The following is a 21370-nucleotide window of genomic DNA, read 5'->3' as shown; positions in this document are numbered from 1 at the left end:
CGTTGCGGGCGCAGGCCCGGGCCGGGACGGCGGTGCCGTTGCTGGCCGGGCTGGTGCGTTCGCCGGGCCGCCCGGCCCGCGCGGGCGGCGGCGGTGGGTCGCTGGCGACCCGGCTCGCGGGAGTCGAGCGCGAGCAGTGGGAGCAGGTGGCCCTGGAGCTGGTGACCGCGCAGGTGGCGGCGGTGCTCGGGCACGCGTCGGCGTCGGCGGTCGACGCGGAGCGCGCGTTCAAGGAGCTGGGCTTCGACTCGCTGGCCGCGGTCGAGCTGCGCAACCGGCTGGCCCAGGCGACCGGACTCAAGTTGCCCGCGACCTTGGTGTTCGACCATCCGACCTCGGCCGCGGTGGCGCGGTTCCTGGTGACCCAGGTGCCCGGCGCCGAATCCGGTGCCGTCGCCGCCCCTGCCGTACGGGTTCCGGCCCGGCGGCGGGCGGATGCGGACGAGCCGCTGGCGATCGTGGGCATGAGCTGCCGCTACCCGGGCGGCGCGGCATCGCCCGAGCAGTTGTGGGACCTGGTCGCTGCGGGCCGGGACGCGATATCGGAGCTGCCCGGAGACCGTGGCTGGGACCTGGAGCGGCTGTACGACCCGGACCCCGACCAGGCCGGCACCGTGTACACGCGCGGCGGCGGATATCTCGACGGGGCCGGGGACTTCGATGCCGGGTTCTTCGGGATCAGCCCGCGCGAGGCGCTGGCGATGGACCCGCAGCAGCGGCTGCTGCTCGAAGGTGCCTGGGAGGCGCTGGAGGACGCCGGGATCGACCCGGGCTCGCTCCGCGGCAGCGACACCGGCGTGTTCTGCGGCGCGGTCGCGTCGGAGTACGCCGGTGGAGCGACGCCGGACCTGGAGGGATTCCGGCTGACCGGGACCACGACGAGCGTGGTCTCGGGACGGCTGAGCTACACCTTCGGGCTCCAGGGCCCCGCGGTCTCCGTGGACACCGCGTGCTCGTCGTCTCTGGTGGCGATGCACCTGGCCGCGCAGGCACTGCGCAACGGCGAGTGCTCGATGGCGCTGGCCGGCGGCGTGACCGTGATGTCGGGGCCGTTCCTGCTGGTGGAGTTCTCCCGGCAGCGCGGCCTCTCGCCCGACGGCCGGTGCAAGTCGTACGCGGAAGGCGCTGACGGGACCGGCTTCTCCGACGGTGTCGGCCTGGTCGTGATGGAGCGCCTGTCGGACGCGCAGCGCCTGGGACACAACGTGCTGGCCGTGATCCGGGGCAGCGCGGTGAACCAGGACGGTGCGTCCAACGGGCTTACGGCGCCGAGCGGTCCGGCCCAGGAGCGGGTGATCCGGGCGGCGTTGGCCGCGGCCGGGCTCGGCCCGTCCGACGTCGACGCGGTGGAAGGGCACGGGACCGGTACCCGGCTCGGTGACCCGATCGAAGCTCAGGCGCTGCTGGCGACGTACGGGCAGGACCGCCCGGACGAGCAGCCGCTGTGGCTGGGCTCGGTCAAGTCGAACATCGGCCACTCCTCGGCTGCTTCCGGGGTGGCCGGGGTGATCAAGATGGTGCAGGCGCTGCGGCACCGGCAACTTCCCGCCACCCTGCACGCCGACGAGCCCAGCCGGCACGTGGACTGGGAGTCCGGTGCGGTCAAGCTGCTGACCGACGCCCGGCCCTGGACCGACCTCGGCCGGCCTCGCCGCGCGGGCGTGTCGTCCTTCGGCGTCTCGGGCACGAATGCCCACCTGATCCTGGAGGAGGCGCCCGCGCAAAGCGACAGCGAGCCGGAATCGGGCGCGGGCACTGGCACTGGCACGGGTACGGGCTCGCGGGCGTCCGCTCAGGCGGAACGGGAAGTCCGGCCCGTGGTGCCGGTGTTGGTCTCGGCGAAGGATGAAGTGGCGTTGCGGGCGCAGGCCGGTCGGTTGCGGGAGCATCTGCTGGCGCGGTCGGACCTGGGTGTGTTGGATACGGCGTTCTCGGCGGCGACGACGCGGGCGCATCTGGAGCATCGTGTGGCGGTGACTGCTGCTGATCGGGATTCGTTGCTGGCGGGGTTGGCGGCGCTCTCTGTCGGTGAGCCGGGTGCGGGTGTGGTGCAGGGGCGGGCGGCGTCGGGGAAGACGGCGTTCGTGTTCTCGGGTCAGGGGGCGCAGCGGGCGCGGATGGGGTTGGGGTTGGCGTCGGTGTTTCCGGTGTTCGCGCGGGCGCTGGAGGAGGTGTGTGCGGAGCTTGATCCGTTGTTGGAGCGGCCGTTGTCGCAGGTGTTGGCGGCGGAAGAGGGCTCGGCGGAGGCCGGGTTGTTGAACGCGACGCAGTTCACGCAGGCGGGGCTGTTCGCGGTCGAGGTGGCGCTGTTCCGGCTGGCGGAGTCGCTGGGGATTCGGCCGGACTTCCTGGTCGGGCACTCGGTGGGCGAGGTCGCGGCGGCGCATGTGGCCGGGGTGCTGTCCCTGCCGGACGCGAGCGCGTTGGTGGCGGCTCGGGGCAGGTTGATGGGTGCGCTGCCGGCCGGCGGGGCGATGGCGGCGGTGCAGGCCGATGAAGAGCAAGTGCGCGCTTCCTTGGCCGGGTTCGAGGACCGGTTGTCGGTCGCGGCGATCAACGGACCGCGTGCGGTGGTCGTCTCGGGCGAGCAGGAGGCGCTGGAGGAGTGGCTGCGGCTTCCGGTGTGGGAGGGCGTGAAGACGACCCGGTTGCGGGTGTCTCATGCGTTCCACTCGGCGTTGATGGAGCCGATGCTCGATGAGTTCGCGGAGGTGGCGGGCGGGTTGCGGTTCGCTGAGCCGGTCATTCCGGTGGTGTCGAACCTGACGGGTGCGGTGACGGTGCCGGGTGAGCTGGCGGACCCGTCGTATTGGGTGCGGCATGCGCGGGAGGCGGTCCGCTTCGCTGACGGGATCACCGCGTTGGCCGGGCTCGGGGTGACGCGGTTCCTGGAGTTGGGGCCGGACGGATCGTTGACCGCGCTGGCCCGTCAGGTCTTGGAGGAGGTCGACAGCGAGGCGGTGCTGGTGCCCGCGTTGCGGGCCCGGCAGGGTGAGCCGGAGGCGTTCGCCGGGTTCCTCGGCCAGGCCCATGCCGCCGGGGTCGTGGTCGACTGGGCCGCGTACTACGCCGGCACCGGTGCCAGGACCGTATCCCTGCCGACGTACGCCTTCCAGCACGAGCGCTACTGGCTGTTGCCCCGTGCCGCGGCAGGCGACGCGGCCGCGGCCGGGCAGGCGCGGCTGGACCACCCGCTGCTGGTCGCCGCCGTTCAGGTCGGCGACCGTGACGAGTGGCTGCTGACCGGCCGCCTGTCCCTGGAGACCCAGCCCTGGCTCGCCGACCACGCCGTGCTCGGCACGGTCCTCGTGCCCGGCGCCGCCCTGACCGAACTGGCGCTGGCCGCCGGACGGCAGGTCGACGCCCCCGTGGTCGAGGAGCTGATCCTCCAGGCACCGCTGCCCCTGCCCGTCGGCGAGGCCGTCGACCTACAGGTCACCGTGGCGGAACCCGACGAGAACGGCCACCGTGCCCTCGCCGTCTACACCCGCCCGCAAGGCAGCGGACACGGCGAGCGCCCCGAGGCGACCTGCCACGCCCGTGGCAGGCTCGGCTCGGAGGTCGAGGCTCCCGCGGTGCCGTTCCCCGCGTACTGGCCGCCGGAGGGCGCCGTCGCGGTGCCGGTCGAGGGGCTGTACGAGCGGCTGGCGGCGGCCGGTTACGAGTACGGGCCGGTCTTCCAGGGGCTGCGGGCGGCCTGGCGCGACGGCGAGGAGATCTTCGCCGAGGTGGTCCTGCCGGACGACCAGGCCGGCTCCGCCCAGGGGTTCGGCATCCACCCGGCACTGCTGGACGCCGCGCTGCACGGCGGGCTGCTCGACCACGACGTGAGCGCGGCCGTGGAGCTGCCGTTCTCATGGTCAGGCGTCCACCTGGACCAGCACGGCGTGTCGCGGGCGCGGGTCCGGATCACCCCGGCCGGGCCGTCCACGACCCGGATCGACATCGCCGACGAGAACGGCCAACCCCTCGCCTGCGTACGGGAGTTCACCTCCCGTCCGATCGATCCCGCGCAGCTGGCGGGAGCGGGGCGGCCGGGTGACGGATCGCTGTTCACCGTCGACTGGATACCGGTCACGGCCGGTGCCGCCGCGGCCCGGGTCGCGATCCTCGGCGAGCAGGCGGGAGCCGGGGAGCGGTACGCGGACCTGGGTGCGCTCGAAGCGGCCCTGGCCGCGGGCGCTGCGGTGCCCGAGGCGGTCGTGACCTCGGTCGGGACCTCGGTCGGGACCACGGCACCGGCCGGCGACGAGGCCGGCGCCGCGCGTGCCGCCACGGCGGACGCACTGACGCTGATACGGCGATGGCTGGACACCGAACGGCTGGCCGGGACCCGGCTCGTGGTGGTGACCCGTGGCGGCGTCGGCGTGGGCAACGAGGCTCCCGACCTCGGCCAGGCTCCGGTGTGGGGCCTGGTGCGCAGCGCGCAGTCCGAGCACCCGGGACGGTTCGCCCTGGTGGACCTCGACCCGGCCGGCGACACCGGCGACACCGTTGACAGCGGTGCCGGCGAGGGAACGGGCCCGGACTGGGCCGCGCTCGCCGCGCTCGACGAACCGCAGGTCGCGGTGCGCGAGGGGCGGGTGACGGCGCCGCGGCTGGCGCGGTCGACCGGCTCCGTGGTGCCCGCCGAGGGGCCGTGGTCGCTGGCGTCGGTCGCGAAGGGATCGCTGGAGGGCCTGGCGCTCGTCCCGTCCGGTGCCGACCGCCCGCTGGCGGCGGGCGAGGTCCGGGTCGCGGTACGGGCCGCGGGGCTCAACTTCCGCGACGTGCTGATCGCGTTGGGCCTGTACCCGGGAGACGCGCCGCTCGGCAGTGAGGCGGCGGGCATCGTCCTGGAGACCGGCTCCGCGGTCACGGACCTGGCGCCCGGTGACCGCGTGATGGGCCTGATCCCCGAGGGATTCGGCACGGCGGCGATCGCGGATCGGCGGATGGTCGCGCCGATGCCCGAGGGCTGGTCTTACGAGCAGGCCGCCGCGGTGCCGGTGGTCTACCTGACGGCGTACTACGGGCTCGTGGAACTGGCCGGACTGACGGCCGGGGAGCGGGTGCTGGTGCACGCCGCGGCGGGCGGCGTCGGGATGGCCGCGGTGCAACTCGCCACGCGGCTGGGCGCGGAGGTCTACGCGACCGCCAGCCCCGCCAAGTGGGACGCCGTACGCGCCCTGGGTGTGCCGGCCGAGCGGATCGCGTCGTCGCGGGACCTGGAGTTCGCGGACACGTTCGCGCGCGTCACCGACGGCGCGGGGGTGGACGTGGTCCTCAACGCGCTGGCCGGCGAGTTCATCGACGCCTCCCTCGGGTTGCTGCCGCGCGGCGGCCGGTTCCTGGAGATGGGCAAGGCCGACGTCCGCGACCCGCAGGCGGTGGCCGAGGCCCATCCGGACGTGCGGTACCGGGCGTTCGACGCGTTCGAGGCCGGACCGGAACACATCCAGGAGATGCTGACCGCGGTGCTGGACCTGTTCGACCGGGGCGTGCTGTCCCATGCGCCGGTGCGGACCTGGGACGTGAGGGACGGGCAGGAGGCGTTCCGGTTCCTGCGGGAGGGCCGCAACACCGGCAAGGTGGTGCTCACCGTGCCCGGGCCGCTCGACGTGGACGGCACGGTGCTGGTGACCGGTGGCACCGGGGGCCTGGGCGCGCTGGTCGCGCGGCACCTGGCCACCGCGGGAGGGGTCCGGCACCTGGTGCTGGTGTCCAGGCGGGGCCCGGCCGCGCCGGGGGCCGACGCGCTCGCCGCGGACCTGGAGGCGACCGGCTGCCGGGTTCGGGTCGTGGCGTGCGACGTGACGGACCGCGAGCAACTGGCCGATCTGCTGGGCTCGTTGGAGGTGCCGCTGACCGCGGTGGTGCACGCGGCCGGCGTCCTGGACGACGGCGTGGTGACCTCGCTGACGGCGGAGCAGGTGGACCGGGTGATGCGGCCCAAGGTCGACGCGGCCCTGCTGCTCGACGAGTTGACCGCGGAGCTGGACCTGCGGTCGTTCGTGCTGTTCTCCTCCGCCGCCGGGCTGATCGGCAGCCCGGGACAGGGCAACTACGCGGCCGCCAACGCCGTCCTGGACGCGCTCGCCGCCCGGCGGCGCGCGCAGGGCCGCCCGGCCGTGTCGCTGGCCTGGGGCCTGTGGGCCGAGGAGACCGGGATGGCCGGCGGCCTCGACGAGGCGGCGCTGGCCCGGCTGGCCCGCCAAGGCGTCCAGCCCATGCCTGCCGCACTGGGCCTGGAACTGTTCGACCAGGGCAGCCGGCACGACCGGGCCCTGGTGGTCCCGGCCCGGTTCGACACGGTCGCGCTGCGCGCCCAGGCCGGCGGCGGCCTGCTGCCGCCGCTGCTGGCCGGCCTGGTCAGCGCCCCGGCCCGCCGCACCCCGGCGACCGGCGGGGCGCTCACCCGGCGGCTGACCGCCGTGCCCGAGAGCGAACGCGCACAGGTCGCCCTCGAACTGGTCCGCACGCACGTCGCCGCGGTGCTCGGCCACCCCTCGCCCGAAGCGGTCGACCCTGACCGCGGGTTCCGGGACCTCGGCTTCGACTCGCTGGCCGCGGTCGAGCTGCGCAACCGGCTCACCCAGGCCACCGGCCTGCGCCTGCCCACCACGCTGGTCTTCGACCACCCCGAACCCGCCGCCGTCGCCCGGCTCCTGCTCAGCGAGGCCGCGACCGAGGCCGCGGCCGAGTCGGCCGCCGGGGCCGGCACGGGTGGTTCGGGCGGCTCGGGCGGAGCGCGCTCGGCGGCCGGGAACGCCGCCCGTGCCTCGTCCGGGGGCCAGGCCGTCAACGGCACGTTCAGCGCGCTGATGCACCACGCCCACACGACGCAGTCCATCGCCGAAGCGCTGCCGCTGCTCACCGCGGCATCGAGGTTCCGACCCACCTTCGCGTCGTCCGGGCTGCCGGACGGTGGCGGGCACGTGGTCCGGCTCGCCTCGGGCAGCGGCCTGCCGAAGCTGGTGTGCGTGCCGTCCTTCATGCCCGGCTCCGGCCCGCACCAGTTCATGCGGTTCGCCGACCGGTTCGAGGGGACGCGGGACGTCTTCGCCTGCACCCTGCCGGGATTCCAGGGCACGGACTCGGCGCCGGGCTCCTGGCACGCCGCGATCGCGGCCCTGGTCGCAGCGGTCCGCCGGGCGGTCGGCGACGACCCCTTCGTCCTGGTCGGCTACTCGATCGGAGGCGTCATGGCGCACTCGATCGCCGCCCGCCTGGAGGAGGAGGACGCCGGTCCGGTCGGCGTCGTCATGCTCGACACCCCCACGCCGACGGACGAGAAGGAGATCCTCGGTGTCTTCTCCCTGGTGATGACGGAGATCCTCGACCGCGAGCAGGAGGCCGCCGTGATCGACGACGCCAGCTGGCTCGCCATGGGCAGCTACGTACGGCTGCTGGGCGAGCGCGGCCCGGAGGAGATCAGCGCCCCGAGCCTGCTGATCCGCGCGGGCCGGCCGCTGGGCGAGCACGCCGACGTCTCCGACTGGCCCGCGTGGGACGTCTGCGACGACCAGGTGGAGATCGCCGCCGACCACTTCTCCCTGATCGAGGCGTCGTCCGCGGCGACCGCGGAAGCGACCGAGAAGTGGCTCACGGCGGACCGGTCGGCGGAGGAAGACTGACCGGCCGGAAGACCGGCCGGCCCGGAGGGAGATGACAGCAGGAGGGCAGCAGCAGGGAAGCGGCCGGGCAGACCGTCCGGTACGAGCAGCGAGCAGCGAGCAGCAAGCAGCAAGCAGCGAGCAACGACCAGCGAGTAACGAGCAGCGATCAGCGATCAGCAGGAGGAATGACATGACGGTCGACGGCACCTGGGCGATCACGTATCAGGGTCCTACCGGTGACAAGCAGGCCGACCTGGTGCTCAGCACCGACGGCACGACCATGACCGGGACCTTCGACGGCACCCCGATCGACGACGGCGAGATCCACGGCACGGAGTTCAGCTACACCGCCAAACTCACCTCCCCGGCCAAGATCAAGGTCAAGACCACCGGGACCGTGGACGGCGACACCATGAGCGGCAAGGTCAAGGCGGCGTTCATGACGTTCAAGTTCTCCGGGAAGCGCAAGGCGGAGTAACGACCTGGTGCGAGCGCGGCAGGCGCCTGATGCGAGGAGCGGGCTCACCGGGTCGTCGCGTCAGGCCGCTCCTCGCACCAGGGTGCCCGCCGCTGCCCGGCGGCCATCACACGGCGGTTCCGACCTCTCCCTCGGCTCCCTCGACGGCGGCCGGAGACCGGAACCCGCGAGCCACCGAGAACGACGTCACGAAGGGCAACCCATGTACCTCACCCAATCGTTGCACCGAGCCGTGCGGCAGTCGCCCGACATACCGTTCACCGCGTACCGCGCGCGCACGTACACGGCCCGGGAGACCTACGACGCGGTCAGCCGTATCGCGGGCGGGCTGATCGGGCTCGGTGTGCGCAAGGACGACCGGGTGGGCCTGCTGTCGCTGAACACCGACCGGTTCTGCCAGGCCGCGCTCGCCACCGCGTGGGCGGACGCGGCCATCGTCCCGCTCAACACCCGGTGGAGCGTGGCGGAGCACGCGTACGCGCTGGACGACGCCGACGTGTCCGTCCTGTTCCTCGACGACGCGTTCCTGCCGATGGCGTCGGCCCTGCGGGAGCGGACCCCGGGCCTGCGCACGATAGTGCACTGCGGTGACCAGCCCACGCCCGAGGGCCTGGTGCCGCTGGCCGAACTGCTGGCCGCCGAACCGGTCGAGGACGTGCACCGGCAGGGCGACGCGATGGCCGGCGTCTTCTACACCGGCGGCACCACCGGCGTGTCGAAGGGCGTCATGCTTGGGCACCGCCAGCTCTTCGTCACCGCCCTGGGCACCCTGCTGCACACCCGCCTCCCGCGCGGCGGCACGTCCATCCTGGCCGCGCCGGCCTTCCACCTGGCCGGGTTCGCCTTCTGGATCGTCGGCATGATGGCGGACATGACGACGGTGCCGGTCGCCATGTTCGACCCGGCCGGGGTGCTGCGCACCATCGAGGAGCACCGCGCCAAGCAGACCCTGCTGGTGCCGGCGATGATCGACGCGATCGTCAGCCACCCCGACGCGGGTTCCTACGACCTGAGCAGCCTGGAACTGCTGGCCTACGGGGCGTCCCCGATCTCCGAGACGCTGCTGACCCGCGCCCGCGCGGCCTTCCCGTCCGCGCAGTTCCTCCAGGTGTACGGCATGACCGAACTGTCCCCGTCCACCACGCTGCTGCTGGACGAGGACCACGACGACCCGGTGCTGCGCCGGTCGGTCGGCCGGGCCGCCCCGTACGCCCGGGTGCGGATCGTGGACGAGAAGGGCACGGAGGTGCCGCCCGGCACGATCGGCGAGATCGTCGCCGCCGGGGACCACGTCATGCTGGGGTACTGGAAGAAGCCGGCCGAGACCCAGGAGGCGGTCCGGGACGGCTGGATGCACACCGGTGACGTCGGCTACATGGACGAACGCGGCTACGTGTACATCGTCGACCGGCTCAAGGACATGATCGTCAGCGGCGGCGAGAACGTGTACTCGACCGAGGTCGAGAACGTGGTCGCGAAGCATCCGGCGGTCGCCCAGGTCGCGGTGATCGGCCTGCCCGACGCCAAGTGGGGGGAGCGGGTGCACGCCATGGTCGTCCTGGTGCCCGGCGCCACGCTCACGGCGGAGGAACTGCAGGAGTTCTGCAAGCAGGAGATCGCCGGCTACAAGTGCCCGCGCAGCGTGGAGAGCGTGGCGCAGTTCCCGATGTCGGCGGCAGGGAAGGTCCTCAAGCGGGAACTGCGCGCCGCTTCCGGAGCAGCGTGACGCGGTGACGCCGTGACGCGGTGACGCCGTGACGCCGTGACGGGCCCCGGGCGCGAGCACGAGGACGGGCACGACCCGGCCCCGGCCACGGACTTCGTGGCCGGGGCCGGGTGCGTCCGGAGCCCTCACCTCCGGCGCCGGCCCGCGCCGGGTCTCAGGACCGCAGCGACGCCAGGCCGTCGGGCGAGCCGACGCCGGTCGGGGCGTCGTAGCCCGGGAGGGACGTGCACAGGTAGCTGGTGGTGGGGCACTCGTGGCCGCTGCCGGGGATGCTGACGTTCCGTCCGCCGGCGACGTCGTTCAGCCGCCCGGGGTGCGCGTACAGGCCCGAGGCGTCGTCGACCGTCGCCGTGGCACCGGCCATCACGTACATGGCCGCGACGAGCGGGGTGGCCGCGCTGGTGCCGCCGGCGTGCAGCCAGCCGCCGGGCAGCTGGTCGCCGGGGTCCGGGGTGCTGTCGTAGATCGCCAGCCCGGTGTACGGGTCGGCGACGGCGGAGATGTCGGCGACGGTCCGGCCCGGGCAGGCGGTGTCGTGCTGCCAGGCCGGCTTGTCGACGTGGGCCGAGCAGGCCGCGCCGGCCCCCGACTGGGCCTGGCCCGGCCCCCACGCGGTCTCGGTCCAGCCCCGAGCGGTGTCACTGCGGTTCAGCGAGGTGCCGCCGACCGCGATGACCGAGGTGAGGTCCGCCGGGTAGGGCGCGTCCAGTTGGTAGCCGGAGTCGCCCGAGGCGGCGAGGATCGGCACGCCGGGGTGGACGTAGGAGGAGGCGCCGACGGGCGTGCCGTCCTTCGCGGCGGCCAGGTTGTCCCAGGAGTCGGTCTCCGTCGCGCTGTAGCTGTTGGAGACCGCGTCGGCGCCCAGCCGCACCGCCGTGTCGACGCCGTCGCCGAGGTAGCTGCCGCCGGGAATGTCGGCCTCGACCAGCAGGATGTGGCAGTCGGGGCAGGCCGCGGAGACGGCCTCCACGTCCAGGCTGATCTCCACCGCCCAACTGGCGTTGACCGCGGGCAGCGGGGCGGCGTCGCCCCGCTGGTTGACCTTGCGGAAGCAGCCGTTGGCCGTGGTGCAGGCCGGCAGCCCGTAGGTGGCGCGGTAGACGGCGAGGTCGGCCTCGACCGTGGGCGCGTCGTAGGCGTCGACGACGGCCACGGTGCGGCCCTTGCCGGCGTGCGCCGCCACGTCGGAGCCGATGGCGTACGCGGACTGGATGTCGGCCGGGCCGTAGCCCGAGGGCAGCGTGGCTTCCTTGGCGCTGAACGACCGCGCCCCCGCGGCCGACGGGTCCGGCATGACCTCGGCCTGGCAGGCGAGTTGGCCGGGCGGCGGGGCGGAACAGACGGACACCGGGGTGGTGGCGGCCGCGGAGGTGGCGGCGCTGTCGTCGCCGAACGAGGACGGCGAGACGACCGCGAGCAGGCCGAGGACGGTCGCGGCGACCGCGACCGAGCCGGCCAGCGGCCGGAAGAGGCGTGATTTCGTCACAGTGGGCTCCTGGGAAGCGGGAGTGGTCACGGTCACCGCACCTGGTAGGCGCGCGGCAGGACCTGGTCGATGCGGTTGCCCTGGCCGTCCCACGCGGAGAGCTTGAAGGACACGGTGCCGCCGGAAGCGGAAGCGGGGACGGTGTAGGCGGCCCGGTAGGCGCCGTGGGCACCGGTGACGTGCAGGCCCTGCCAGGTCGTGCCGCCGTCGTACGACACCTGGAGGGTGGCGCCGGTCACCGGCGCGCTGGAGGAGTACTGCTCACGCGTCACGTCGAGGGCGACGCTGTGCCGGCCGGTGGTGAGCCGGTGCTGGAGGTCCGCGTCGGTGGAGGTGGACGCGAACAGCAGGGGCAGCGCGGCGCAGGGGCCGGTCAGTCCGGTGCAGGGCACCCGGGACGGCAGGGCCCGGCCCTTGCCCGGGTCCGCGGTGAAGGTCCACGTCGTGTCGGTGCTGGGCGACAGGTCGCCGTGGACGCGTGTGGTCTGCTGCCGCAGCCGGTAGGTGGCCCGGCCGGCCGGGACATCGACGGCGGTCCCGAACAGGCTGCCGGTGCCGGTGGCCTGGACCGTGCCGTTCCTGGTCAGGGTGATGGTGCCGGAGTCGTCGAAGCCCACGCCCATGGTGCCGGGTGTGCTGTCGCCGTCCTCGCCGATGCCGAAGACCATGGTGTCCGCGTTCGCGCACGCGCCGCAGTAGACGGCGCTGCTGCCGGTGTCGACCTGCACGCCCGGCCGCGGGGCGTCGGCCTCCCACGTCACGGAGGTGTGGGAACCGGCACGGGGGACGGTGTCCTTGCCGGTGAGCAGGAGGCTGGTCTGCTCGTCCTGCACCTGGGTGCGCCAGTCGAGGCCGGCGGACGTGCTCACGTAGTCGGTGAGGGTGGTGCCGGGCGTGACGTAGTCGAACCCGGTGGCGCTGCGCACTCCGGCGGTGGCGGCCCATACGGGTGTCACGTTCTGGACCAGCAGGTCGGTTCCGGTCGGCCCGGTGGGCGCGGAGAAGGTCTGGGTGACCGTGGACAGCGACTTCGGGTCGATCGTGGTCGGGTACGAACTCGGCAGGTGGTCGTAGGAGTCGGCGACGTGGTACACGTACGGCCGCGGTGCGTCGGCGGGCCCTTCGAGATCGGCCGTGGCCACCGCCGCGAACCGGCCGTGTTTCACCGGCGCGGTGGTGTTGACCGTGACGCCGAGCGGGTCGGAGCCCAGGCTGAGGAACTGGAGGACCAGGCTGTCGGCGTCGCCGTCCGGCGTGCCGTCACCGCGGTAGAGGGCGAACTCGCTGTCGGCGAGCGTGGTCGGGCGAGGCGTGGACGGCGCCTTGATCTCGTGGGTCGAGGTGCGGGCGTCCAGGGTGATGCTGGTCCCGTCGCCGATCGTCACCTCGGGCGCGATGGTGACGTGCCTGTCCTGCACGTACACGGCTTCGTAGCGGCCGGTGGGCACGCTGACCTTCAACGTGCCCCGGTAGGCGGCGAAGAACGTGTTCGTGTCGGCGGTCCGGTCGGCGCTGACGAGGAGGAGCGTACCGCCGTTGGTGGGCTTGCCGTCCGTGTCGATCAGGTGCGCGGTGAGCCGGCCCATGGTGTACGAGCCGTGGCGGGCCGACGACGGCTGAGCGGTCGGCGGCGCGAACGCGTCGGCTCCGCAGGCGCGTTGGGCGAGCGCGGTGGTGTCGTACCCGGCCAGGCCCTTCGTCGCGGACCGGGCGGTGGCGCTTGCCGGCATGAGGTACTGGTGGCCTCCGCTGCGGAAGGAGAGCACCGTCTGCCCGGTGGCGGCGGCCGGGTCGGTGAGCCGGGCGCCGTCGGGGGTGACGGTCGCCTTGAGGCCGCCGGGCAGCGTCACCTGGCAACTCGCCGAGGCGGCCCGGGCGGCGGAGGTCCGGACGAAGGAGGCCGGAGGTGTTCCCTCGGCGTGGGAGGCGGGCACGACGAACAGGCCGCAGGCCGCGGCGAGTCCGAGGGCCGCCACTCTGCTCGTGCGGTGCCCGGTCAGGCGTATGGGTCGTTTCAACGCGGGGGTCGCCTTTCGGTGTTCGGGATCTCGGGTCGCCCGGTCACAGGGGTTCGTAGCCCCCGAAGGGGTCGTCGTCCGAGTCCGCTGGGGGCGGGGGTGGTGCGGTTGCGGTCTGCTCCTCCTCGGACGGTGTCGCGCCGTCCGAGGGGTGTGGTCCGGCCGGGTGCCCGTCGTGCGGGACGTCCTCACCAGAGCGGCTCACAGGGGTGTTCTCCGTCGGTTGTTGCGGGAGGGGCGGTGCGCGCCAGGTGAGTATCGCGACGGCGGTGACCGCCGCACGATGCGTCAAGTGACCTAAAGTTCCGCCGCGTTGCCCCTGCACGTCGCTCTCGCGACGCCCTGCGGTACGTCAGGGGGCGGCAGGGGAGTGCGGCCCGCCCGGAGCCGCGCCCGCGAGGTGCCCGCGGCTGTCTTCCGCGAGGTGCTCCCGGGCATCCCCGCGAGGTGCCCCCTGGCGCCGTCTACCGGGCGGTGATCCGGGCGGTGATCCGGGCGGGGCAGGAGGGGCGCTCCGGCCGGGTGGCGGGGCTCACCCGGAGGCCCCCGCGGGGGAGACGCCGGCCTGGAGCGCGGCGACCGCCAGGGCGGTACGGGACTTCACCTGGTACTTGCGCATCGCCGAGTTGAGCTGCGCCGCGACCGTCCGCGGCGAACGCGACAGCGACCTGGCGATGTCCGGGGTGGACAGTCCGGTCAGCATCAGCCGCACCACCTCCAGCTCCCGTGGCGAGAGCCGGTCGCCGTAGCCGCGCCGGCCGCCGCGGGCCGGCTGCCGGTCCCGGGCGGCCACCCGTCGGGCGTCGCGCTCGGCGCCCAGGGCCCGCAGCCCGGCCTCGACGCCGGCGAGCAGGTCGGCCGCCTCGCCGTCACGGCCCGCCGCGGCCAGCGCGACGGCCCGCCGCTCCCGGGCGAGCAGCGCCGCGTGGGGCCGCGGCAGCCGGTCCCACGCGGCGGCGACCGCCTCCCAGTGCGCGGCCGCCCGGTCGGCGGGTTCGCCCGCTTCGGTGAGCCACGCCCGGCACGCCGCCAGCGACGCCTCGGCGGTGAGCGACGTGCTGCCGCGCAGCCCTCGGGCGTACCGGGTGACGAGTTCGCCGGCCTCGTCGGCGCGGCCGGCAGCGAGAACGGCCTGGACCCGGACCGGGGCGATCTCGGTGGCCCACAGCCAGACCCCCTTGCGGGTGACGACCCGCATGCCCTCGTCGGTGAGGGCGAGGCTGTCGGCGACGCGGCCCTCGGCGAGCCGCAGCGCCGCGAGAGCGGCCGCGGGCTCCAGCGCCATGTCGACGATGCCGCGGCGCGTCACCTCGGTCAGGACGTGCTCGAACCGCTCGCCCGCCGCGGCGAGTTCACCGGCCTCGGTGGCGGCGGCCGAGGCGAGCAGCGCGGTGATCAGCAGGCCGTCGAGGGCGATCAGCGGTTCCTCCTCGATGGCGGCGAGCGCGGCGGCGCGTTCGGCCAGGCCCGGCCAGCGGCCGGTGTACCAGTCGAGGTGGGCGGAGGTCACCTGGGCCATGTCCCGCATCCGCAGGTACCCGCCCTTCGCGCCCGCCGCCGCAGCCCGGTCCAGCCGGCGCCGCGCCTCCGGGTAGAACCCCCAACGCACCGCCGCGTCACCGATGTTGAGGTCGGCCCTGATGACGCTCAGCTCGTCGTCCGGGCGGGCCGCGATCTGGGGGAGCCCGGCGGCGACGTCCCATCCGCCGGGATCGCCCATCTGCAGCAGGGCGGTCACCCGGTCGACGCGGAAGGTCAGCCGGCGGTCCGCGGGGACCCGGACCTCGACCAGCTCGACCGACTTGTCGAGCCAGCGCCGGTGGGCGGCGACCGGCCAGTCCGCGCCGGCCGGGCGGCTGAGCGAACTCATCGCCGTGGCGGCCTCGTAGGGATGGTCGTCGAGGTCGGCGATGGCGCGCTCCAGTTCGGCCACGCCGGCGGAGTACTGCCCGGTCTGCATCAGCATCCGGCCCAACTGGGCCCGCACCTGGCCGCGTTCGGACCGGGACAGCGCACCGCCGTCGAGCAGGGTGCCCAGCACGCCGAGCAGTTCGGTGCTGCCGAGGTAGCCGGAGAAGGCGAAGACGGGGAACTTCCGGCACAGCCGAGCGACATCTCCGGCCGGCAGGTCGCCGGCCGACAGCAGCGCGTGCAGGGCCGTGACGGCGGCGGGCTGGTCGCCCGAGGCGAGGGCGAGGTCGGCGGCGCGCTCGGTGTAGAGCCGCCAGGCGCCGGTGTCGCCCGCTTCCCCGAAGTGCCGTGGCAGCCGGGCGATCGGGACCGGGGACAGGGTCTCCAGGGCCCGGCCGGCGCGCAGGTGCAGGGCCCGGCGCTCGCCGCCGGGTATGTCGTCGTAGACCGCGCGGGCGGCCAGCAGATGGCGGAAGTGGACGCGTCCGGTGGGGTCCTCGACCAGCGCCCTGGCCCGGACCGCCGCGGCCAGGGCGGTACGGGCGCGGGCGTCCGGCAGCCCCGACACGGTGACCAGCACCGCCGGCTGCACGGGTTCGGCGAGGACGGCGGCGGCGCGCAGCACCTGGCGGTCGTCGGGGGCGAGCCGGGCGGCACGCTCCAGGACGGCGTCGCGGATCGTCGGCGGGACCTCGATCCGGGTGAGGGTCCTGCGCCGCCACTCGCCGCCGCGCCGGATCAGGTCGGCGCGGTCGCCCAGCAGGCGCACGGACTCCTCCAGGGCGAGCGGGAGCCCCGAGGTGTGCGTGTGCAGGAACACCGCGAACGCGTCGGAGACGTGCTCGTCGTGCAGCATCGAGGACACGAACTGCCCGGTCTGGGCGACGCTGAGCGGGGTGAGCACGATCCGGGTGTGGACCGTGCCGGGCGCCGGTTTGGCGGCCAGGCGCAGCAGTGGGGAGCCGGCCGGTACGTCCTCCGGGCGGTAGGTCAGCACCAGGCTGATCCGTTCCGTGGCGGGCCGGGCGGCGAGGAACAGCAGGAAGTCCAGGGTGGCCGCGTCGGCCCAGTGGACGTCCTCCACCACCAGTACGGCGGTGCCGCACCCGGCGAGGAGTTCCCGCAGGGCGCGGAAGAGGCGGTGCCGGGCGGCCCCGGCGTCGTCGAGCGGCTCGGGCGCGGGCGGCAGGGCGTCGGCCCACTCCGGGAAGAGCGGGCGCAGCGCCCCGGCCAGGGCGGACAGGCCCATCGCGGCCACCCCGGTGCGGGTCTGGCGCACCGCGTCCACGACCGGGGCGAGCGTGAGCGTCTCCCGGAACGGCGGGCAGGTCGCGATGAGCGCTCCGTCGAGCGCGGGGGTCGCCAGCACCTCCTGGAGCAGCCGGGTCTTGCCGATCCCCGCCTCGCCCTCGATGAAGACGGTCGCGGGGGTGCCGGCGGTCAGCCCGCTCACGGCCCGGCCGAGTTCCGCCGACCGCCCGACCATCCGGGGCCCGCGGATCGCGGGCAGGTCGTCGAGCGCCACCGGTTGCTCTGCCAAGGTCTTGCCCTCCCTCACGGACCGCCACCCCGCGCCGGACGGGTCCGGCGACGGACCATTGTGTCCCGCGAACGCGCCCCGGACCAGGGAACCCTTCGGGCCTGCCGGTGGTACGGCGTTGGCGGGCCGCGGTCAGGAGGGGGCTTGGCGATGGCCGGGCGGCGGGCGGACCGGTCCGGGCGGACGGGCGGACCGGTTCCGGCGGACGGGTGGACCGGTTCCGGCGGACGGGTGGTGCCGGGGCGCGGGCGCGGGGACCATGGGGGCGACGGCGGTGTTCCCAGGCCACGAATCCGTGCCGCGGGTACCAGGACGAGGTGGGGTGGGGGCCGTGCGCGGTTACGCCAGAGTGGTGGCCGGCAATCTGGTCATCGCCACGCTCTGCCTGCTCCCGGGACCGATCGGGCTCGCCGTGGCGTACAGCGCCTGGAACGAGGGCGAGAGCTGGGCCTGGATCGCGTTGGTCGTGGGGCTGGTCTGCACGCTGTGCATCCCGTTTGCGGCGCTGAAGGCCGCGCGCGGCGACTTCCCCCGGATCACGCGCGGGGACCGGGTGAAGGACCGGGTGAAGGAGCGGGGGAAGGGTGCGGGAACCCCTCGCGCCGACGACGCCTTCGTGATCTGGGGCCCGCGCTCCCCGACGGGCCACCCGCGGGCACGGCTGGCCCGCGCGGACGTCCTGGAGGCGTCGCTCGTGCGGTACGCACCCGAGGGCGAAGCGACCTTCACCACGTGTTACGGCGACTACACCCCCGACGAGTTCACGCCGCTGGTCCGGCTGCGGCTGCGCGTGCACGGGGCGGAGGGCGCGGTCGGGGCCGGGCCGGCCGGGGAACGCGAAGGGGCCGAACGGGGCGCCGCCGCCACCGGGTTCGAGATCACGGGCGAGTGGCGGGTGCCCGCGCTGTTCCTGTCGGCGGTCACGGCGGGCCGGCTGGCCGTCCTCGTCGGACCGGCCGGCGAGGGCGAGTCCGGGTCCGACGGCGGGTCCGGGGCCGAGTCCGAGGGCGGGTCCGGGGCCGGGGCCGTGCCCGTCGACTCGTCCGGCAGCCCCTCCGCGACCCCGTCCGACCACCCGTCCGACCACCCGTCCGAGCTGCGGGCGCACGGCCCGGTCGTCCCCCTGTGGCCGCGCAGCGCCCTGCTCGCCGGCACCCGGACCTGCCGCGTGATCGACCTCGACGGCCGGGTGACCGACGTGACCCGCCATCCCGTCCGCCAACTGCGGCAGATGCGCGTCTCGCGGTCGGTGGGAGGAGTCGAACTGGTCGGTGACACCATCGACCTGCGCCGCCTGGACCCGCACACGGCGGCTCGCTACACCGCCGTCGCCGAGCAGGACCGCGCCTTCCCCGAGGACCGGGCGCCGGTGACCGAACCGGGCGAGGAGGCGCGCTGGATCGTCGACCGGCTCCCGGGCGCGCCGGCCGCGTTCGGGTCCGTCCCCCGGCGGTGGTCGCGCCGCGGCGGCGTGCTGGTCCTGGGCCGCTTCCTGGAGATGCGGGCCACGCACACCTTCCAGGACCACGGCCCGGTCCTCCACACGGTGCTGCGGCTCCAACCCGCCGACGGCACACCGCCGTTCGACGTCACCCGGCGGCTGACCGTGCCGCTGGACTACCTGGCGGTCCTGCACCGTACGAGGGAGGTGGTCCTCCGCGCCGCCCCGACCGGCTCCTCGTACGACGTCGACTGGGCCCGTACCAACCTGCTCGCCGGCACCACCGCGGCCGCGGCCATCACCCCCGACGGCCGCGAACTCCCCCTGGCCGGGCGGCCCGACGTGATCTGGTCGCTGATGAACCTGCTGGCCGCGCACGGCCTGTCGAACCGGGGGCCCGTCCTGGACCTGCGCGAGCGCCGGATGAGCGCGGTCGCCGGACCCGCGCTGGAGGTCCTGCGGCGCGCCTCGGCAGTACCCGCCCCCGGCGCTTCCGCCGGCGCGTCCGCCGGCCCCTCCGCCTGAGCCCGCCGGCGCGCCCGCGCGGGCGGTTTCGCGGCGTTCCGGCCCGGGCGGGGCGTGAGAGGGTGGCCGAGTCGGCGGCGGAGGAGGGCGCGTGGACGACCGGGTGCGGGCGGAAGAAGAGGCGAGCGCCGAGGTGCGGGCGCGGGTCCGGGAGAGCTTCGAACGCCAGGGGCTGATGAACCACCTCGGTGCGCGGATGACCCGGATCGCCCCCGGCCGGGTGCACATCGTGCTGCCGAGCCGCCCCGAACTCACCCAGCAGCACGGCTACTTCCACGCCGGCGCGACCAGCGCCGTGGCGGACAGCGCCGGGGGCTACGCGGCCTTGACGCTGTTCCCGGCGAGCTCCGACGTGCTGACGGTCGAGTACAAGATCAACCTCCTCGCGCCCGCCGTCGGCGACCACCTCGAAGCGGTGGGCACGGTCCTGAAGTCCGGCCGCACCCTCACCGTGTGCCAGTTGGAGGTGTTCGGCGTCCAGGACGGCGGCGGCCGCAGGCTCGTCGCGAACGGGCAGCAGACCCTCATCCGTGTCGACCGGCCCGAAGAGTGAGCCCGCGGCTCCCCGGTACGCGAGGATCGGTGTACACCCGGGAGTCGAGGAGGAGCAGCAGATGGAGGAGCGCGTGGACGAGCGCGGGATACAGCGGGTGGCCGACCACGGGGCCGACCACGGGACCGACCGCGGCGCCGACCGCGGGGACGCACACACCGACGCCAGGAAGCGCATCGCGCAAGGCCTGCTCTACACCGAGAGTGACGCGATGTTCATGGCAGGGCAGCGCCGTACGGAGCTGTTGTACGAGTACAACCTGACCGCGCCCTCCGAGCCGGAGCGGCGGGCCGAACTGCTCGGCCGGATTCTGGGATCGGTCGGCGAGCGGAGCTTCATCGCCCCCACCTTCCAGGCGGCGTACGGCAGCAACGTCCACATCGGGGACGACTTCTACGGCAACTTCAACCTCTCCCTCATCGACGACGTCGAGATCCGCATCGGCAACGGCGTCATGATCGCCCCGAACGTCACCGTCACCACCACCGGCCACCCGATCCACCCCGACCTGCGGCACGACTACAACCGGTTCTCCAAGCCGGTGACGATCGAGGACAAGGTGTGGATCGGCAGCAATGTCGTGGTGCTGCCCGGCGTGACGATCGGCCACGGCTCCGTGGTCGGCGCCGGCAGCGTCGTGACCCACGACGTGCCGCCGATGGTGGTCGCCTTCGGCTCGCCCTGCCGGGCGGTCCGGCCGATCACGGACAAGGATCTGGCGCAGCGTTAGACCCCGCCGCCGGCCTGTCGGCGCGGCGCCGGCACGGGTAGCCGGCCAGGCCGGCGCGGCCGGGCGGAACCCGACCGCGCCGCGCCAACGGGCCCCAACGGCAACGGAGTTCGCCGGGAACCCCCGGCGGGTGAGGCACGGGTGCCTTCGGGCCGGTGCCGGGTGACGACCCCGGCACCGGCCCCCCTCCGTGTCCGGCGGCACCCAGCGCCCCCGAATTCCCTGCGAGGTGTTCCCGCCGGCCACCGGGGAGGCGCTCACCTTGCGCTTCTACCCTGTGGGCGAGGGGCCCTGGCGGCTCCAGGCGCGTACGGCGGGAGAGGGCGGCGCCGCCTTCGACATCCGGGTACGGCAGTTGGACGCGCGGCGGATCACGGAGACCGGCGCCGGAAGCAGGAGGACATCATGACCACCGACACGACCACCGACGGCCGCATCATCGTTGTGGGCGAGAGCCTCGTCGATCTGGTGTGGCGGACCGGGGCCGACACCGTCCGCCCGGCGCCCGGCGGCAGCCCCGCCAACGTGGCCATCGGCCTGCACCGGCTCGGCCGCCCGGTCGCGCTGATCACCTGCTGGGGCGACGACCCGCCCGGCGTCCTGGTGGCGCGGTACCTGACCGGCACCGGCCTGGACGTGCGCCGCGCGCCGGCCGCCGACGGCCGCACCACGGTCGCGCTGGCGTACGTGGACGCGGCGAGCGGGTCGGCGACGTACGACTTCCTCGCCTCCTGGGCGCCGGAGAGCATCCCCGTGGGGGAGGACACCGCGCTGCTGCACACCGGCTCGCTGGCCGTCGTGGTCGAGCCCGGCGCGGAACAGGTGCTGGCCGCCTGCCGTGACGTGCACGGCCGGCCGGGACGCGCGGTCGCGGTGGACCTCAACGTCCGTCCCGCCGTGCAGCCGGACCGCGCCGCCTACCGCACGGCGGTGGAGCGGCTCGCCGCGGTCGCCGACGTGGTCAAGGCCAGCGACGAGGACCTCGGCTGGCTGTGGCCGGACCAGGACCCGGCGGTCTCCGCCCGCGCGCTGCTCGGGCACGGGCCGCGCCTGGTGGTGCTGACCCGCGGCGCGGCGGGCGCCACGGGGTTCACCCCTGCGGCTGAGGTCTCCGTGCCCGCGCCGGAGGTGACGGTCGCCGACACCATCGGCGCCGGCGACGCCTTCCAATCCGCCCTGCTGGCCGGCCTGTTCGGCCCGCACCCCGACGGTTCGACCGGGGTACGGCTGCCGTCCGGGCCGCGCGAGCTGGAACGCGTGCTGCGCGCATGCGTGGTGGCCGGCGCGCTCGCCACGACCCGCCCCGGCGCCCAGCCGCCGACCGCGGACGAGCTGCGCGCGGCGACCGCCCTCCGGTAGGGCGT

The 21370-nt window shown here is 74.6% G+C and carries 11 protein-coding genes; 8 read left to right on the top strand and 3 right to left on the bottom strand.

Annotation, left to right across the window (positions count from 1 at the left end; all coding sequences use genetic code 11):
* The first annotated feature begins 32 nt into the window (after positions 1-32).
* From AB0399_RS36265 to AB0399_RS36255, 3 genes are all read left to right on the top strand, one after another.
* Positions 33-7616: an SDR family NAD(P)-dependent oxidoreductase gene (locus AB0399_RS36265; protein WP_366414198.1), complete on the top strand. Its 7584-nt coding sequence runs from the start codon at positions 33-35 to the stop codon at positions 7614-7616.
* 172 nt (positions 7617-7788) lie between these two features.
* Positions 7789-8076 carry a hypothetical protein gene (locus AB0399_RS36260; protein WP_328463495.1) on the top strand — a complete coding sequence of 96 codons (288 nt, stop codon included), beginning with the start codon at positions 7789-7791 and terminating at the stop codon, positions 8074-8076.
* A 202-nt stretch (positions 8077-8278) separates the two neighbouring features.
* Positions 8279-9802 (top strand): long-chain-fatty-acid--CoA ligase, encoded by a 1524-nt coding sequence (locus tag AB0399_RS36255; RefSeq protein WP_329369910.1) that lies wholly within the window; start codon positions 8279-8281, stop codon positions 9800-9802.
* Positions 9803-9956: 154 nt separating this feature from the next.
* Here AB0399_RS36255 and AB0399_RS36250 read toward each other — a convergent pair whose 3' ends face one another.
* From AB0399_RS36250 to AB0399_RS36240, 3 genes are all read right to left on the bottom strand, one after another.
* The gene (locus AB0399_RS36250) at positions 9957-11288 is read right to left on the bottom strand and encodes a S8 family serine peptidase (protein ID WP_366414197.1); all 1332 of its coding nucleotides are present in this window, start codon (positions 11286-11288) and stop codon (positions 9957-9959) included.
* Positions 11289-11320: 32 nt separating this feature from the next.
* On the bottom strand, positions 11321-13306 hold the full coding sequence (locus tag AB0399_RS36245; RefSeq protein ID WP_366414196.1) for a hypothetical protein: 1986 nt from the start codon (positions 13304-13306) through the stop codon (positions 11321-11323).
* A gap of 532 nt (positions 13307-13838) precedes the next feature.
* Positions 13839-16757 carry an AAA family ATPase gene (locus AB0399_RS36240; protein WP_366414195.1) on the bottom strand — a complete coding sequence of 973 codons (2919 nt, stop codon included), beginning with the start codon at positions 16755-16757 and terminating at the stop codon, positions 13839-13841.
* Between the two features lie 331 nt (positions 16758-17088).
* On the opposite strand from AB0399_RS36240, the gene AB0399_RS36235 reads away from it, so the two are divergent.
* The 5 genes from AB0399_RS36235 to AB0399_RS36215 all read left to right on the top strand — a co-directional run bounded on the left by AB0399_RS36235 (position 17089) and on the right by AB0399_RS36215 (position 21365).
* Positions 17089-18723 (top strand): hypothetical protein, encoded by a 1635-nt coding sequence (locus AB0399_RS36235; protein ID WP_366414194.1) that lies wholly within the window; start codon positions 17089-17091, stop codon positions 18721-18723.
* A gap of 91 nt (positions 18724-18814) precedes the next feature.
* Positions 18815-19276 (top strand): PaaI family thioesterase, encoded by a 462-nt coding sequence (locus tag AB0399_RS36230; RefSeq protein ID WP_366414193.1) that lies wholly within the window; start codon positions 18815-18817, stop codon positions 19274-19276.
* Positions 19277-19337: 61 nt separating this feature from the next.
* Positions 19338-20006, top strand: coding sequence for a sugar O-acetyltransferase (locus AB0399_RS36225; RefSeq protein ID WP_329369921.1), 669 nt, complete (start codon positions 19338-19340; stop codon positions 20004-20006).
* A gap of 262 nt (positions 20007-20268) precedes the next feature.
* A complete protein-coding gene (locus AB0399_RS36220) occupies positions 20269-20415 on the top strand; it encodes a hypothetical protein (RefSeq protein ID WP_366414192.1) in 147 nt (48 codons plus the stop codon).
* Complete coding sequence (locus AB0399_RS36215) at positions 20412-21365, top strand: carbohydrate kinase (RefSeq protein WP_366414191.1); 954 nt, start codon at positions 20412-20414, stop codon at positions 21363-21365. Before AB0399_RS36220 ends, AB0399_RS36215 begins: the two co-directional genes overlap by 4 nt.
* The last annotated feature ends 5 nt before the right edge of the window (positions 21366-21370 follow it).

Origin of the sequence: Streptomyces sp. NPDC088194, assembly GCF_040702025.1 — a bacterium.
Taxonomy (GTDB): Bacteria; Actinomycetota; Actinomycetes; order Streptomycetales; family Streptomycetaceae; genus Actinacidiphila.
Note: the sequence above shows the minus strand (reverse complement) of the source record. Positions and strands in the feature narration are given on the sequence as shown.

What these genes read in the sequence shown, in the direction of transcription:
- AB0399_RS36260 (WP_328463495.1), top strand. Translation starts at nt 7,789, where the DNA reads ATGACGGTCGACGGCACCTGGGCGATCACGTATCAGGGTCCTACCGGT.
- AB0399_RS36255 (WP_329369910.1), top strand. Translation starts at nt 8,279, where the DNA reads ATGTACCTCACCCAATCGTTGCACCGAGCCGTGCGGCAGTCGCCCGAC.
- AB0399_RS36225 (WP_329369921.1), top strand. Translation starts at nt 19,338, where the DNA reads ATGGAGGAGCGCGTGGACGAGCGCGGGATACAGCGGGTGGCCGACCAC.
- AB0399_RS36215 (WP_366414191.1), top strand. Translation starts at nt 20,412, where the DNA reads ATGACCACCGACACGACCACCGACGGCCGCATCATCGTTGTGGGCGAG.